The sequence below is a fragment of the Chromohalobacter israelensis DSM 3043 genome, from assembly GCF_000055785.1.
Lineage (GTDB): Bacteria > Pseudomonadota > Gammaproteobacteria > Pseudomonadales > Halomonadaceae > Chromohalobacter > Chromohalobacter israelensis.
Genome location: NC_007963.1, coordinates 865114 through 879937, shown reverse-complemented (window position 1 = coordinate 879937; position 14824 = coordinate 865114). Strand labels below are relative to the sequence as shown.

The following is a 14824-nucleotide window of genomic DNA, read 5'->3' as shown; positions in this document are numbered from 1 at the left end:
CTTATCGGCTGCGAATGCATCGGTGAATGTCCGGCGTTTTCCAGCGGGTCTTCCACTGGAAAACGGCATCAGTATTCGTATTTTCCTGACCTGGATAAATCGACTAATCTGCCAACACCATTCATTCAAGATAAACAATCATGGATCGGTTCGATTCGATGACGCTCTTCGTGCGTATCGTGGAGAGCGGCAGCTTCACCCGAGCGGCCAACGCGCTGGACATCCCCCGAGCCACCGCGACGCTGGCGATTCAGCGACTGGAGTCGCGGCTTGGGGTGCGTCTGCTGGAGCGCACCACCCGCCAGGTACGCCCGACGCCGGAAGGCGAGGCCTTCCACCAGCGCTGCCTTCACCTGCTGGCGGAACTCGAAGATGCCGAGGCGATGCTTCAGCCCATCGCGGACAACCCGCGCGGCGTGTTGCGCGTCGAGCTGCATGGCACGCACGCCAGCCGCATCGTGCTGCCACACCTCGACGACTTCCACGCGCGCTACCCCTTGCTGGAACTGGTCATCACCACGGGCGACCGGCGAGTCGACCTCGTCGGTGAAGGCATCGATTGCGCCGTGCGCAGCGGCGAGCCCGAGGATTCCAGCCTGGTCGCCCGGCGACTGGCCACACTCGAGCAAGTCATCTGCGCAAGCCCGGCCTACCTGGAACGCATGGGAATGCCGAGCACCCCCGAGTCGCTCCGCCACCATCACGGTGTCCATTTCATTTCCGGGTTCAATGCACCGGACAGGACCCTCGACGTGATCGTCGACGGTGAGACACGCCACGTCACTACCGGCGGCTGGCTCACCGTCAACGACGCGGATAGCTATGTCGTCAGTGCACTGGAGGGCTTCGGGCTGATTCAGTTGCCGCGTTTCCGGCTCACGCCTCATCTGGAGACCGGAGAACTGGTGGAAGTCCTGCCCAGGTGGGAAAAACCGAGCCTGCCGCTCTACGCCGTGTATCCGCAAAGACGCCACCTCTCGCCGAGGGTACGCGTCTTCCTGGAGTGGATCAGCGACCTCTACGAGGCCAGCTTCGGCGGTGGCTGAAGACGATGCGGCCAACGCCTTGCCCATGCCCGAGACCGGATGACGGCGCTCGCGATCCCGGCTGGCTCACTCAGGCAGCCCCGCCGCCATGGCCGGATGGGGGCTCCGAGCGCTCGCCGAGAGCGACGTCGCGCTCGCTGATGACCGTCACCTCCCGCGGCCACCACTCGGGGTGATGATCCCGGATGAAGGCCATCAGCTTCTCCCGCACATTCATCTCGGCGATCCAGCCCGCGAACGGGTCCGACGTCATCAGATAGCACACCACGGTCTGCGCCCGCTCGGTCTGCCCCGTCACGTAGCAAGACAGCTTGTGGTGTTCGACGACGTTTTCCTCTTCCTGCGCGTACTCCAGGAACTTCTCCCGCAGGCACTGGACATCGGCACTCAAGTGCAGGATCAATTCCAGGCTCCGGTACTCCTTGGCGCTCTTGACCGACAGGTTTTCGAAGGGGCGGGAGACAAAGTAGGTGACCGGCACGATCAAGCGCCGGTCGTTCCAGACCCGCAGGCGAATGAAGGTGTAGAAGATTCCCTCCACATAGCACCACTGGCCCTCGAACACCACCAGATCGCCGATGCGGATGGGCTTCGCCAGCGACAACTGGAACGACGAGAGGATATTGCTGATCACGGCCTGGCCGGCGATGCCCACCAGCACCGTCAGGACACTGGCCGAGGCCAGCAAGGTGATGCCCAGCGTCTCGAAGAGCTGGATCTGACTCAGCACATAGATCGACACCACGGTGACCGTGATCAGGATGATGATCCGGCGCAACGCGTAGAGTGTCGTCAGCAGCTTGCGTTCGTCCTTGGGCTTGGAGTCATCGATCTGCCCCATGAGCCGCCGCGTCAGTCGCAACATCAGGGTATCGACGAAACGCAACGCCACCGTCCCCGCGCCCCAGGCCAGAACGACGATCAACAGCACCCGCAGCGATGAGGTCGCCACCGCCGAGAACGACACCACGTAGTCGAGCAGCATCTGGGTCACCAGCGACATGACGACGAGCGCCACGGGCAGCTTGATGCGACCGGTGAAGATGCTGGGCGCGCCGGCCGGCAACCAGCGTGCCAGCACCCCGACCAGACGGTAGACCCACCAGCCCATCAGGCCCACCACCAGCAGGAAGACCGGGATGGCGATCCACTCCCAGATCTTGAGCGCCCCGAACGAGGCCTTGAAGCGTTCCGGGATGTACGTCTCGAACATCAAGGGGCCGTATTCCTCGTAAAGCAACGGCACCGAAGACACGCTGTCCGGCATGACCAGCCAGACCGGTTCCTGGTCACCCACCCGGTAGCGCCCCAGGCGGATGTCATAGGTTTCGCCCTGGGCCGTCAGGGAGGCCAGCTTGAGGTTGCGACGCGGCTCCCCCGCCTGGGGATGCTGACCCGAGGGGTCCTCGATGGCGGCATCCTGGCGCCCGGGGAGATCGGAAACCTTCAGCAATTCGCCTCGCTTGAGCACTTCGGCCAATTGCCTGGCCAGTTGGCCGCCGCGCTTGCGCTGCTCCGCCGGTGTCAACTCGGAAAGATTGAGGGCATGCGCCGCCGCCGCCAAATCCTCATTCTCGGTCAGCGTCAGAAAGCTGCGGATCAACTCCCGTGGCGTCACGCGCTCAACCGTATCGGGTGGTTCGCCCAGCCCCGCGTTCAGCGAATCGACGACGAACCAGCGCCTCTCCTCGCGCTCCTCTTCCGGCGTTTGCGCCGCACACAGGCTGGTCATCGTGAACGCCACCGCAGCCATCAGCCACAGTCGCCATGCGCCATTTTTCTTCATAGATCCCTTAACTATTGCGTGAGTCGTCCATGTCTGCCACCCGATATCGGATCGCTCCCGAGCCGGCCGTTCCTGTGCCTTGGGAGTGCCCCAGGTTAGTGATTGCTCGCAGTACACCGCACCACTCCCCGCCGCGTCCAGTCTTCATTCCCCGTCATCCGATCCAAGAAGGCGGGCCGGCGTGTCATGCCCACGCAAAAGCGCCGGCGGGGCGGCGACTCGACACGATGACGCGATACGGCGGATCGGAACGGCTATTTTGGTGAAGCCTGCATAAGCAAACTACACTGCAGCCGGGGATACCTCACGCCCGTCACGCCTCCGGACCTCGTGTGACGAGGTGTCTTTCACTGATCCGCAAAAGGAGTTTGCCGTGATGGCCACTGCCGAAAGGTCGATACGAAGTGGACCGAACCCGCTGCATGGCATGTTGCTGGCGGGCGCCTTTCCACTCTTTCTGGGCGCCGCATTGAGCGACTATGCCTACGCCTCGACATATCACATTCAATGGAGCCACTTCGCTTCCTGGCTGAACGCCGGCGGCCTGGTGTTCTGCGGTCTGGCGCTGATCTGCGCACTGCTCGGGATCTTTCGCTCGGCCGGCCACCGAGGACTTTCCGTCGTCTACTTCCTGCTGCTGCTGGTGACTTGGGGGCTGGGCGGCGTCAACGCGCTGGTCCACGCCAGAGACGCCTGGGCGATGATGCCGACGGGACTGACGCTTTCCATCGTCATTGCCGTGCTCTCTTTCATCGCTGTCTGGACCGGATTCATCAGCCGCAAGCGTGGAGGTCAGTCATGAAGCTAACATCCAAGCCCACTGGCATGCGTTACGTCGCGCCCCTTTCGCTTCTGCTGCTCGCCGGCGGCGCCCAGGCCGCCGACTCGGGCCAGGAGTACGGTCCTGACCCGGAACTGCCCGAACCGCAGCGAGGCCTTCTGCCCAACATGACGGTGCCCGAGCAGGCCCCCTGGGGCGACGCGAAACCCACGGTACCCGATGGCTACACGATCACCGCCATCGCCACCGACCTGAAGGTCCCACGTCAGACGTTGGTGCTTCCGAACGGCGATATCCTGGTGGCGGAAGGCAAAGGCGGCGGCAAGGCGCCGAAATCGCGGCCTAAGGATTTCATCGCCGGGCTGATTCAGTCGCAAGGCACCACCTCGGTCAAGGGCGGCGACCGGCTGACCTTGCTGCGCGACGGCGACGATGATGGCAAATACGAGGAACGAACGGTCTTCGCCGAGAACCTCAATGCGCCCTACGGCCTCGCCCTGGTGGATGACGATCTCTACGTGGCCAATCAAGATTCACTCGTTCGCTTCGACTACGAAACGGGCCAGACCGAAGCCAGCGGCCCACCGGAACTGGTCACGCCGCTGCCGTCGGAGATCAATCATCACTGGACCAAGGCCCTGACCGCCAGCGCGGACGGCGACTATCTCTACGTCGGCATCGGTTCCAACAGCAACATCACCGAACGCGGTATGGCGGCGGAAGTGAACCGTGCGGAAATCTGGGAGATCGACCCGGAAACCGGGGCACATCGCGCCTATGCCACCGGCGTGCGCAACCCCACCGCGCTGACCATTCAGCCGGAGACCGACCGGCTCTGGGCCGTCGCCAACGAGCGTGACGAACTCGGCCCCAATCTGGTGCCCGACTATCTCACCTCGATCCAGGAGGGCGGTTTCTACGGCTGGCCGTACAGCTACTGGGGGCAGCATGTCGACCCGCGCGTTCGTCCGCAGAACCCCGAGAAGGTGGAAGCGGCGATCGCCCCCGACTACAGCCTCGGCTCGCACCACGCGCCGCTCGGCGTCGACTTCTCCAACCCGGCCGTGGGCGGAGAATTCGCCAATGGCGTCTTCGTCGGCGAGCACGGCAGTTGGAACCGTGCCGATCCCGTGGGGTACAAGGTGGTCTTCATCCCGTTCGAGAACGGCCGCCCCGCCGGCGACCCGGTCGACTTCGTCTCCGGCTTCCTGACCGACGACGGCAAGACCCGCGGCCGCCCCGTCGGCGTCACCGTCGCGCCGGATGGCTCGGTGATCGTCGCCGACGACATGACCAATGCGATCTGGCGGGTGACGCGAGATGACGACCAGGCACCGTCAGCGGAGTCCGCCACCGAGACATCGGGCTCCAGTGAGGAAACGGCATCTTCTGAAGGCGAGTCCGAGATGCCCGAGGACGGATACGCCGGGGATGGATGACCCCGGCGCGGGGCGCCCGGCTCGGCCGTTACTCGATGATCGAGGCGAAGCGATCGTTCAAGCGTCTGAGTGCGGGCTTGAGCAAGGGCGCCGGCTTGTCGCGGCGCATCAGCGCTTCTTCTCCGGCATAGCTGAAGGTGATCGCTTGCGCGGCGAGCCAGCGTAGCGGCTCGACTTCCCAGCGTTTTATCAGCTGACGATGACTGGCGTTGCTGAAGGCCCAGGGCATGCGCACCCGCTCGGTATCGCGCTCGAGGATCATCTCCGCCAGGGTGCGACCGAACAGGTGCGAGGCGGCCACCCCTTCGCCGGCGTAGCCTCCCGCGGTGGCAAGGCCGCTGGCGCGGTCGAGGATCGCATGCGGGCGGAAGTTGCGCGACAAGCCCAGCGAACCGCCCCAGCCATACTCAACCCTGACACCCTCCAGCGCGGGCAGCAGATCCACCAGCAGATCCCGCCGCATGCGAATGGCCCCATCATCGATCGCCTGGTCGGCCTTGGATCTAGCGCCGAGATAATAGTTGCCGCGGGCGCCGAAAACGATGCGCCCGTCGGCGGTGCGATGACCGTAATTGATCAACCGGCTGGCATCCGCGAAGGCGGGACGCTCGGCCATGCCGACCTCCTGCCAACGGGCCTCCGACAGCGGCTCGGTGGCGATCACCAGGCTCTGCACCGGAATCACGTGGCGCTTGAAATCGAGGAACCGGTCGGCGTACCCCTCGGTGGCACACACCACCATCGGTGACTCGACGCTGCCTTCGCGCGTGCTCACCTTGTGGTGCGACAGGGTCTCGGCGCGGCTCTGCTCGTGGATCGTCACGCCCAGGCGCTCGACGCGCTCGGCCAGGCCAGCGACCAGCTTGGCCGGGTTCACGGTGGCGACCTGGCGGTGATAGATGCCGCCATGGCCGTTTCTGAACCGGGCCTTCTCCGAGAGCTGTTCGGCATCCAGCCAGTAGCAGTTCGCCTCGCTGTGACCCAGCTCATGCAGATGCTGCAGGTAGTCGCGCTGGATGGCGACCTGATCCCGGTAGCGAGCCGCCGCATAGATCGCGCCGCCCTTGTTGAAATCGGCCTCGATCCCCTCGTGCGCCAGTACCCGACCTACCTCGTCGACGTTATCGGCCACCACGCCGCAACAGGTTCGCCGCTCTTCACGTGACAAGCCCCCGATGTGTCGTTCCAGCCCGGCGAGGTTACCCACCACCCAGCCGCCATTGCGCCCCGACGCGCCATGCCCGACACGCTCGGCCTCGAGCACGACGATCTCCCGCTCGGGGGCAAGGCGCTTCAGGTAATAAGCGGTCCATAGCCCGGTGAAGCCGGCACCGACGATGACCACGTCGGCCTGGACATGCGCGGTCAGGCGCGGGCGCGACGCCGGCCGCTCGTCCAGGGTGGTGCTCCAGAAGTTGCTATGCGCGTCAGTGTGCATGGCGTATTCGCTCGTCCGAGATCACATGTAGCCCAGCACCAGATACCCCGCGGCGGCAATACAGCCCGCGAGGGCCGCATAAGGCAACTGGGTGAAGGCGTGCTGGAAGGGAGTGCAGCCGCTGGCCTGAGCGGTCAGCACCGTGGCATCGGAATAGAAGCAGGCATGGCTGCCGAAGGTGCTGGCAGAGAGCGTGGCACCGATCACCAGCGTCATGTCGGCCCCGAGATTCTGCCCCAGCACGGCGACGATCGGCAGGATGATCACGAAGACGCCCCAGTTGGACCCGGTAGCAAAGGACACGAAGCCCATGACGGTGAAAATGATGAAGGGCAGCATTTCCGCGCTGACCAGCGGCTCGACCGTGGTGATGACGTAATCGGCGAGCCCCAGCGAGGTGTTGACCTCATTGAAGAGAAAGGCGGCCACCAGCACGGCCAGGGCATCCAGCATCGACTTGAAGCCTTCCAGGATATTGTCGAAGGTCTGGCTGGGCGACAGCTTCTTGAACCCGATGAAGGCCACGATCATGCCGGCCAGGGTCACGAAGATGCCCATCAGGAAATCCAGGTCGAACCACCAGGTAAAGAAAGCCAACGACGCCATGGGCAGCAGAAATGACCAGATGCTGCCTTTCGCATGGGTGTCCGCTTCGAGATGGGCGATTTCGTCATCGATATGTTCGGCACCGGGCGGCACGCACTGCCCTTGTTTTTCGGCACGTTGCTCGGCCTTCTTCATCGGGCCGAAGGCAGGAATCCAGCGAAAGATGAAAAGCGGCACCAGGATCACGGCGACCCAGGGATAGAACATGAAGGGAATGGCCTGAATATAGGTCCACACTCCCTGCCCATCCTGCGCCACGCCGTTGCTCTCGAGCAGCGCGCCGAAGAAGACCGCCCAGGTCGAGATCGGGATCAGCACGCTGATGGGCGCGGCGGTAGAGTCGACCACGTAGGCCAGCATTTCCCGGGACGTCTTGAAGCGGTCGGTGACCTTGCGCATCGAGGTACCGACGGCCAGGGAGTTCAGGTAGTCGTCGACGAACAGGATGATGCCCATGATCCAGCAGCCCAGCAGCGCGCGAGGCTTGCTGGTGGTATAGCGCATCAGCTTGTCCGCAAAGGCGCGGGAGGAACCGGACTTGAGCAGCAGCGCAATGATGCTGCCCATCAGGCCGCAGACCATGATGACCCAGGCGACATCCTCGTTGGTCATCACCGTGAGCAGATCCTCGGTGAGGCTGCTCAAGGCATTGCCCGGATCGATCATCAAGGTGCCGATAAAGGCCCCCAGGACCAGGGGCTCGAGGGCCCGTCGGGTCCACAATGCCAGTATCAGGACGATTGCCGTGGGCAGCAGGACAAGGGGATTGTCATATTCCATCGTGTCTCACCTCAGCGGAGTTGTTGTTGTGCCTTCGTGAATGACGGGAAGCCGAATTGTCGGGCGCCAAAGCGCCGCTATTTCAGTTTTCGAGTAATTGCTATTTGAGTTTTTCGAGCAGTTGGTAGTACCACATGCCGGCCGCGAGCAGTGCATTGCCGAGCCGGTCGTCGAGCGGGATGCGGATGTGCCGCACGTTGGCGAAGGCATCGAACTCCTCTAGCGTGCCGGAAACCGCATTGGCCATGATCTCGCCGACGATGTGCGAGGTGGCGATGCCGTGGCCAGAGTAGCCCTGGGCGTAGTAGACGTTGTCCGAGAGCTTGCCGAGCTGGGGAATGCGGTTGATGACGATGCCTGCCATGCCCTGCCATTGAAAATCGATGGCAATGCCCTCGAGCTGCGGGAAGGTGTGCTCCAGGCGCGGCCGCAACTCCGAGGCGATGTCTTGTGAATCGCGCCCCGAGTAGTTGGCGCCGCCACCGAAGAGAAGCCGCTTGTCGGCGGTCAGTCGGTAGTAGTCGAGTACGAAACGCGTGTCATAGACCGCAAGATCCTCGGGGTCGATGGACTGCACCTGTTCGGGCGATAGCGGCGCCGTCGTGACGATGCCCAGCGATGCCGGAAACAACTTGCCCTTCAGCTGCTTGCGCTCGAGGCGGTGATAGGCGTTGCCGGCCAGGATCACGCTGTCGGCTGTCACCCGGCCGTGCTCGCCGACCACCACCGGCGTATCGCCGTGCTCGATATCCACCACCGGCGAATTCTCGAAGATCCGCGTCCCCAGGCTTGCTGCCGCGCGGGCCTCCCCGAGGCACAGGTTGAGCGGGTGCAGGTGCATGTTGTAATCGTTGCGGATCGCCCCGTGATAGAGCTCGGTACCGACCACCTCGCGCACCGCCTTGGCATCCAGCCAGTGCACATGCTCGCCGATGGCATGGTGCTGCGACGCCTCGAAATCCTGTCGCAACGCCTTGATGTGGCTGGGCTTGTAGGCCGCCTGCAGGTGGCCGTGCTTGAGGTCGCAGGGGATCGCATACTTTTCGACCCGCTGCTTGATGATCCGATGCCCGCGCCAGCGCAGGTTCCAGACGAAGCTTTCGGCGTCGTCGCCCAGCGTGCGGCGCATTTCTCGGGCCATGGCGTCCTGGCCGGAGAGACTGCCGGTCACCTGCCCGCCGTTGCGTCCGCTGGCCCCCCAGCCGATCCGGTTGGCCTCGACGATGGCCACGCGATAGCCGCGCTCGGCCAGCTCGACCGCCGTGGCCACGCCGGTGAAGCCGCCGCCGACGATCGCCACGTCGACACGATGCTCACCTTCCAGTCGCGGATAGTCGGATTCCTGGACGATCGATGCGGTGTAATAGGAAGCACAGCGTTGCTGGGTCATGCCTGCTCCTTACGCTTTGTCTGAAAAAATGCCTGCGCTCGCCCATACGGCGTTAAAAATCGACTGGAACGCCAGCCCGGTCAAAATACTCATTTACCCCGCGTAAACTCCGCTTTTTCGCCAATTTTTGCCTTGTCTGGCCATCGCTCGTCGATTTTTCAGACAGAGCTTAAAGACGGGAAAGATACGTCTGGCGGTCGACATCGGTGACCCTGGCCATGAGCTCCCGGGCCTCGTGACGCTTGATCCTGGCGTAGAGATCTCGATACGCCGTGCCGAAGATATCGGCCATGGCCGGCGAGGCGGCGAAACGCTCGAGCGCGGTGAGCCAATCATGGGTGAGATGCTCGGAGCGCTGCCGCGCGTGGGCTTCGTCCTCGATGGCCGGTGGCGGCGCGATGCGTTGCTCAAGCCCATGCAGAATGCCCCCCAGCAGCGCCGTGGCGACCAGATAAGGGTTGGCATCGGCGCCGGCCACGCGATGTTCCAGACGCGCCGCGGCGCCTTGCCATTCCGGCACGCGCACGGCCGCACCGCGATGATCGCGCCCCCAGTTGCACTCGATCGGCGCGAAGCTGTCGGGTTGAAAGCGGCGGTAGGAATTGCCGTGCGGCGCGAAGATCGCCTGACCATCGAGCAAGCTGTGCATCACGCCGCCGATGGCAGCGTCGAGATGTCCGGCGCCGTTGTCGCGATCGAAGATATTGTTGCCGTCTTCATCGAGCACACTGACGTGCAGATGCATGCCCGATCCCGCCTGATCGGTGTAGGGCTTGGCCATGAAGGTGCTCGCCAGGCCGTGATGACGGGCGGCCTGGGCCACGAGACGCTTGAAGTACAGCGCATCGTCGGCGGCGGCCAGGGCATCCGGGCGATGCCAGAGATTGACCTCGAACTGCCCCGGCCCGAACTCGGCGATCAGCGTATCCGCCGGGATGTTCTGGGCGCGGGCGAACGCGCGGATGGTGTCGAGGACCGGCGCCACCGCATCCATCGTCTCGAGCTCGTAGAGCTGCTGCCCCCGGGGATCCCCACCCGGACACAGCGGCGCGGGCGGCCTCGGCTCGAGCGCGTGCCGAGCCTCGGCATCGAGCAGGTAGAACTCCAGCTCGATGGCGACCACCGGCGTCCAGCCGTGGCGACGAAAGCGCTCGACGACCGCGGCGAGCATGGCGCGCGGGTCCATGAAACTCGGCGTGCCGTTCAAATCGTGCAGGGTGGTGAGCACCTGGTGGCCCTTGGCCCAGGGCAGTGGCGTCAAGGTACGCTCATCGGCGTGACAGACCCCGTCGGGGTCGCCGATCGACTGCGACAGCCCGGTCAGCGCATCGTTGTCCTCGCCCCAGATATCCAGCGACTGCGTCGAGAGCGGCAGGCGCACCTGCCCCTCCATCACCTTGTCGAGCTGTTCGGCGGGCACCCACTTGCCGCGCGGAATGCCGTTCATGTCGATGCACAGCACTTCGACCCGGTCGGTGGCCGCGTCCTCGTGAGGGCGGTCGGTGCTGCGGGCAAACGGAGCCTGCGATATCTGCGCCATAGGGGACTCTCGATCTTGTTATGGTCCGGTGTGATCACATATGTGTGATCACACTAGCAGAGCCCCATCAACCCCACAAGCAAGCCGGTATCGTGATTGCCCCCGCCAGTTACGTTAAGCTGGAACGCCTGGCTCGGACTTCCACTTCGTAAAAGGCTCTGGCACATCGCATGACCACGGAATCAACCGCCAGTCGTACGGCTTTTTCGCCCGACACCGCCTCGACCCGGCTTCACCGGGCCCTGCGCGTGCGTCTTTGCGAGGGTGATTTCACGCCCGGCGAAGTGATCTCGATCCGGCGCATCGCCGCGAAATACGGCACCGGCACCATGCCGGCCCGCGAGGCGATACGCTGGCTGGTGACCGAGGGTGCGCTGATCTTCTCCGACAGCCGCAAGATCATCGTCCCGGAGCTGAGTCATGACCGGTTTCATGAAATCCTGTTCGCCAGAAAGAACCTGGAAACCGAAGTGTCGCGCCAGGCCTTCGACCATATCGGGGTCGCCGACATCGAGGCCCTGGAACGGATCGACGAGCAGATCAACGACGCCATCGCCCAGGGCGACCTGGTCAGCTACATGCGCGGCAATTACCAGTTTCACTTCCATATCTACCGCCTGAGCCAATCGCAGGTGCTGTTGCCACTGGTCGAGATACTCTGGCTGCAATATGGTCCCAGCATGCGCTACATCTGCACGCGCTGGGGCGCATCGAGCATCGCCGACGACTATCATCGCGAAGTGACACAGGCGCTCAGGCGCGGCGACCTGACGTCGTTCTGCGAGGCGATTGCCGCGGATATTGAGCAGGGCATGCTGCTGCTGGAATGACGAAACCGCATAATGATGGATGTCTTCAACCTGATATGTTCTTTATCTATACCGGTGGAGCCTAACCCGCACTATGATCGACTTGGCGGTGATTTGTCTGGGCTTGAAGACAAGTCTTAGCTCAGAGGTGCCATGGACATCATCAATATGCGCGACGCCAATACGCGCCTCTCCCAGTTGGTGGACAAGGCCGCTAAGGGTGAGCATTTCATTATCTCCAAGGCCGGCAAGCCAATGGCACGGGTGACCGCGGTGGATACGCCGGAGCCCGTAAAGAGTCGTCGTCTGGGATTTCTCCAGGGGCAGATACGTGTACCGGAGGACTTTGATCGCCTCGGTGAAACGGACATTGCCGAGTCCTTCGAGAGCTGAATAAATCTGCTACTGGATACGCATTTGCTGCTGTGGGCGGCGCTGAAGATGCGCAGGACGATGCTGCGTTACGCGTCGACCGCAGGGGTCGTCCACGGGGAGATAAAGTCGGCGATTCTCTCTTCGATACAACTCTCGACGGTGCGCAGACGCAGGATGAGAATGCCGCTTTTCTCCAGGATGCTGTTTTTCAAGGCGTCCCGCGCCGCCTGATCGGACCGGTCATGGGAGCCACCGTCGACTTCGATCACCCCCAGCGGGGTCTTGCCCACCTTGAAATAGATCACGAAATCGCAACTGGCACGCGCCATGAAGGCCCGCTCACGCTGCGTCAAATCCGGGTTACTAGGTGATGCGATCTGATTCAGCTTGACCTGATCGTGACACATCAACGCTTGGCATGACGGATCGGACAGCGCCTCGCGCAGCAGCTGCGCCGCGATCTGCTCGGATCTGTAGCGTGAATCCTCAGGCCGCAAGCGAGCATTCAAGCGCGCCAGGGATTGATCGAACTCGCGGTAAAGCAAGTCGAAAGCCGACACCACGGGCGCACGCACGATCTGCTCGTCCTGAGCGTAATAGGCAAAGTAGCGCATCAAGGCCGCAATATGGCCGTTGTTTCCGGCGAACACCTCATCGCCCGTTACCAGGGTGAAACGGTGCTTGGCCCGCGACACCGCCACGTTAATCATGCGCGGATCATCGACGAAATCCAGCCGTTTGCGCTCCTGGTTGTAGCGTTTCTTGTCCAGCACGGTGGAGAAGACGATCTCGTCGCACTCCCGGCCCTGGAACTTGTGCACGGTATCCTTGACGAAATCCGCTGGCAGATGCGTGCCGGAGAGATTGACCTGTGCCCGGAACGGCGCGATGAAACCACACCCGTCGCCGTCCAGCCCGACCGGCTCGCCCTCGTCGTCGAGCAGCTTGAGCAGGGAGTCCAGCTCTCGCAGGTTGGTATTCTGGCGGGTGTGGTTGCCCTTGGCGGTCACCACCAGGCGCAGTGGCGCTTCGCCCTTGTCCTCCGTCATGGGCACCAGCGCGTTGTCGTAGAACTGCTGGCTGCAGAACTGGATGATCCTGGGATGGCAGCGATAATGCTCCTTCAGCAGGATCTTGGGTAGCGTCTCCTTGAACACCTCGATGCACGAATCGAGCAGGCTGTATCGCTCGCAATCGTAAGCGTCGATGGGCGCCGGCAGGTCCAGCTTCACCGGAATGTGCGCCAACTGTCGGTTGTCACCAACGACGATCAGATTTTTGGCGCAACCCAGCGCCAAGATGCCCGGCACGATGTCCTGCAACGAGGCTTCGTCGATGATCACGTAGTCGAGGATGGCCCCCGGCGCGATCGAATTGACGATGGAGTGCGTGCCGCTGCCCAGGATCGGGAAACGCCGCACGAAGGCATCGAACTTCTGCTGACGCCGGTATGTCTTGGCATCGAAACTTTCCGAGGGCTGCGTCTGGCGTTGCAGATGCTGCTTCAGATGGCGCATTGATGCCGTCTTCAATGCTTCCAGCGAGGCTTCGAAATTTTCTCTCGCCAGCGATTCGCGGCACGTCTGCAGTTCCGCTTCCTTCTCCTGCAATGCCTTGTCGTAATAGTGCATCTGCAGGGCATGGAAAACAGCCAGGCGCGTATCGCCCTGGGCGAACGGCTTGGCGCGGAAAATCCTGAAGTTGAACAGCAACTCGATGCGGTCCTTGAGGCGGGTGCGCTGCTCGCCGAGATGGGCCAGGTAGGCCATCAGGTCCGCGGTCTTTCGCGGCGTCAGCCCATACTTGTCCAACGAGGCGGCGGCCTGCACGCCACTGTCTGCCTGCCACTGCTGCAGGTAGCGTCGCTCGACGATCAACTCATCGATTTCGACTCGCAGTTGCGCCATCCGATTTTGATCGTGCAAGAGCTTCTTCAAGCGGCCCAGTAGAGCCTGAATTTCCTCCAGAGTCGGGGCAGGTTCAGGCTCGCTGGATGGCCAAGGCGGCAGGTCGGCGAAGAAGTCCTGGCGGTTACTCTGGTTGCCGAGCTTGGCGATCAGATGACCCAAACCGCACTTCTCCAGCTTTTCGTAAACGTTTTCCACCGCCGCATTGTTGTTGGACAGCACCGCCACAATCTGTCCGCGCAGCAGGATATTGGCGAGGATGTTGAGGATGGTCTGGGTCTTGCCAGTCCCCGGAGGGCCCTCGATCACGCTGACCTGGGCGCGGAAGGCTTGCTCGACCGCCGCGAGCTGGCTCGCGTTCAGACCGAACGGATAGATCAGCCCCTGACCCATCGCCAGCGCTCCATTGCATCCTGTGCAATAGGCCTGCAAGGCGGTGTCGTTACTGGCAGGGAGTTTTTCCAGTTGGCGCACCACGTTGGCAGCGATTTCATGGTCGGTCTTCGACTTCGCACGATCCTTTCGGGCATTCGCCACTGCCTCGAAATAACGAAAGACCGGCGTTCCCTTCATTGCTGTCGACGCATCAAAGTCGATGTCGTCCATCTTGTAGACGTAGGGCTTGTCGGCATCCGGATAGTGCACGACGGCATACCGCTCACCGTAGATCGTCGCCTTGGCGATGGGCGTGACGATCGTGCTGTGGGGCTTGGTCATTAACATCTCGCCCAGTTCTCGAATGGGCGAGATGACGCAGTCGTCGAGAGCGTGTACGGCCTTGCCCTTGTTCACATAGGAGCACTTCAGTTGCAGGCCTTCTTGCTTATCGCTCCAGATCGACCAATTGGTGATCTCTGCGGTCCTGTCCTCGCCACCCACCTGAATCGAAACCATACGCCCCTTTATTTGTTCGCGAACGACATCCGA

Annotated in this window: 10 protein-coding genes and 2 pseudogenes; 5 read left to right on the top strand and 7 right to left on the bottom strand. The window is 62.7% G+C overall.

Annotation, left to right across the window (positions count from 1 at the left end):
• Nucleotides 1–140: 140 nt before the first annotated feature.
• Nucleotides 141–1046 (top strand): LysR family transcriptional regulator, encoded by a 906-nt coding sequence (locus tag CSAL_RS04000; protein WP_011506087.1) that lies wholly within the window; start codon nucleotides 141–143, stop codon nucleotides 1044–1046.
• A gap of 70 nt (nucleotides 1047–1116) precedes the next feature.
• Here the strand turns inward: CSAL_RS04000 and CSAL_RS03995 are convergent, their stop codons facing one another.
• Complete coding sequence (locus CSAL_RS03995) at nucleotides 1117–2832, bottom strand: mechanosensitive ion channel family protein (RefSeq protein WP_011506086.1); 1716 nt, start codon at nucleotides 2830–2832, stop codon at nucleotides 1117–1119.
• A gap of 376 nt (nucleotides 2833–3208) precedes the next feature.
• Here CSAL_RS03995 and CSAL_RS03990 point away from each other — a divergent pair, with 376 nt between their 5' ends.
• Together CSAL_RS03990 and CSAL_RS03985 are read left to right on the top strand one after the other, a co-directional pair.
• Nucleotides 3209–3634 carry a DUF2231 domain-containing protein gene (locus tag CSAL_RS03990; protein ID WP_011506085.1) on the top strand — a complete coding sequence of 142 codons (426 nt, stop codon included), beginning with the start codon at nucleotides 3209–3211 and terminating at the stop codon, nucleotides 3632–3634.
• Nucleotides 3631–5052, top strand: a complete 1422-nt coding sequence (locus CSAL_RS03985; protein ID WP_011506084.1) for a PQQ-dependent sugar dehydrogenase — start codon at nucleotides 3631–3633, stop codon at nucleotides 5050–5052. The genes CSAL_RS03990 and CSAL_RS03985 overlap by 4 nt, the downstream gene beginning before the upstream one ends.
• A 28-nt stretch (nucleotides 5053–5080) precedes the next feature.
• Here CSAL_RS03985 and CSAL_RS03980 read toward each other — a convergent pair whose 3' ends face one another.
• The 4 genes from CSAL_RS03980 to CSAL_RS03965 form a co-directional block, all read right to left on the bottom strand.
• On the bottom strand, nucleotides 5081–6490 hold the full coding sequence (locus tag CSAL_RS03980) for an NAD(P)/FAD-dependent oxidoreductase (RefSeq protein WP_011506083.1): 1410 nt from the start codon (nucleotides 6488–6490) through the stop codon (nucleotides 5081–5083).
• A 21-nt stretch (nucleotides 6491–6511) separates the two neighbouring features.
• Nucleotides 6512–7876 carry a Na+/H+ antiporter NhaC family protein gene (locus CSAL_RS03975; RefSeq protein WP_011506082.1) on the bottom strand — a complete coding sequence of 455 codons (1365 nt, stop codon included), beginning with the start codon at nucleotides 7874–7876 and terminating at the stop codon, nucleotides 6512–6514.
• A gap of 100 nt (nucleotides 7877–7976) precedes the next feature.
• Nucleotides 7977–9266 (bottom strand): NAD(P)/FAD-dependent oxidoreductase, encoded by a 1290-nt coding sequence (locus tag CSAL_RS03970; protein WP_011506081.1) that lies wholly within the window; start codon nucleotides 9264–9266, stop codon nucleotides 7977–7979.
• A 169-nt stretch (nucleotides 9267–9435) separates the two neighbouring features.
• Nucleotides 9436–10806 (bottom strand): glutamine synthetase family protein, encoded by a 1371-nt coding sequence (locus CSAL_RS03965; RefSeq protein WP_011506080.1) that lies wholly within the window; start codon nucleotides 10804–10806, stop codon nucleotides 9436–9438.
• 170 nt (nucleotides 10807–10976) lie between these two features.
• Here CSAL_RS03965 and CSAL_RS03960 point away from each other — a divergent pair, with 170 nt between their 5' ends.
• Together CSAL_RS03960 and CSAL_RS17835 are read left to right on the top strand one after the other, a co-directional pair.
• Nucleotides 10977–11636: a GntR family transcriptional regulator gene (locus CSAL_RS03960; RefSeq protein WP_011506079.1), complete on the top strand. Its 660-nt coding sequence runs from the start codon at nucleotides 10977–10979 to the stop codon at nucleotides 11634–11636.
• A gap of 132 nt (nucleotides 11637–11768) precedes the next feature.
• Nucleotides 11769–11891 (top strand): annotated as a pseudogene (locus tag CSAL_RS17835) (type II toxin-antitoxin system Phd/YefM family antitoxin); the annotation flags it as partial.
• A 26-nt stretch (nucleotides 11892–11917) separates the two neighbouring features.
• On the opposite strand, the pseudogene CSAL_RS17830 reads toward CSAL_RS17835, so the two are convergent.
• Together CSAL_RS17830 and CSAL_RS03950 are read right to left on the bottom strand one after the other, a co-directional pair.
• Nucleotides 11918–11986 (bottom strand): annotated as a pseudogene (locus CSAL_RS17830) (hypothetical protein); the annotation flags it as partial.
• 90 nt (nucleotides 11987–12076) lie between these two features.
• Nucleotides 12077–14791 carry a DEAD/DEAH box helicase gene (locus tag CSAL_RS03950; RefSeq protein WP_011506077.1) on the bottom strand — a complete coding sequence of 905 codons (2715 nt, stop codon included), beginning with the start codon at nucleotides 14789–14791 and terminating at the stop codon, nucleotides 12077–12079.
• Between the last annotated feature and the right edge of the window lie 33 nt (nucleotides 14792–14824).

Excerpts from the sequence above, each read along its gene's own strand:
- CSAL_RS04000 (WP_011506087.1), top strand. The coding sequence starts at position 141 with ATGGATCGGTTCGATTCGATGACGCTCTTCGTGCGTATCGTGGAGAGC.
- CSAL_RS03995 (WP_011506086.1), bottom strand. The coding sequence starts at position 2,832 with ATGAAGAAAAATGGCGCATGGCGACTGTGGCTGATGGCTGCGGTGGCG.
- CSAL_RS03990 (WP_011506085.1), top strand. The coding sequence starts at position 3,209 with ATGGCCACTGCCGAAAGGTCGATACGAAGTGGACCGAACCCGCTGCAT.
- CSAL_RS03985 (WP_011506084.1), top strand. The coding sequence starts at position 3,631 with ATGAAGCTAACATCCAAGCCCACTGGCATGCGTTACGTCGCGCCCCTT.
- CSAL_RS03980 (WP_011506083.1), bottom strand. The coding sequence starts at position 6,490 with ATGCACACTGACGCGCATAGCAACTTCTGGAGCACCACCCTGGACGAG.
- CSAL_RS03975 (WP_011506082.1), bottom strand. The coding sequence starts at position 7,876 with ATGGAATATGACAATCCCCTTGTCCTGCTGCCCACGGCAATCGTCCTG.
- CSAL_RS03970 (WP_011506081.1), bottom strand. The coding sequence starts at position 9,266 with ATGACCCAGCAACGCTGTGCTTCCTATTACACCGCATCGATCGTCCAG.
- CSAL_RS03965 (WP_011506080.1), bottom strand. The coding sequence starts at position 10,806 with ATGGCGCAGATATCGCAGGCTCCGTTTGCCCGCAGCACCGACCGCCCT.
- CSAL_RS03960 (WP_011506079.1), top strand. The coding sequence starts at position 10,977 with ATGACCACGGAATCAACCGCCAGTCGTACGGCTTTTTCGCCCGACACC.
- CSAL_RS03950 (WP_011506077.1), bottom strand. The coding sequence starts at position 14,791 with ATGGTTTCGATTCAGGTGGGTGGCGAGGACAGGACCGCAGAGATCACC.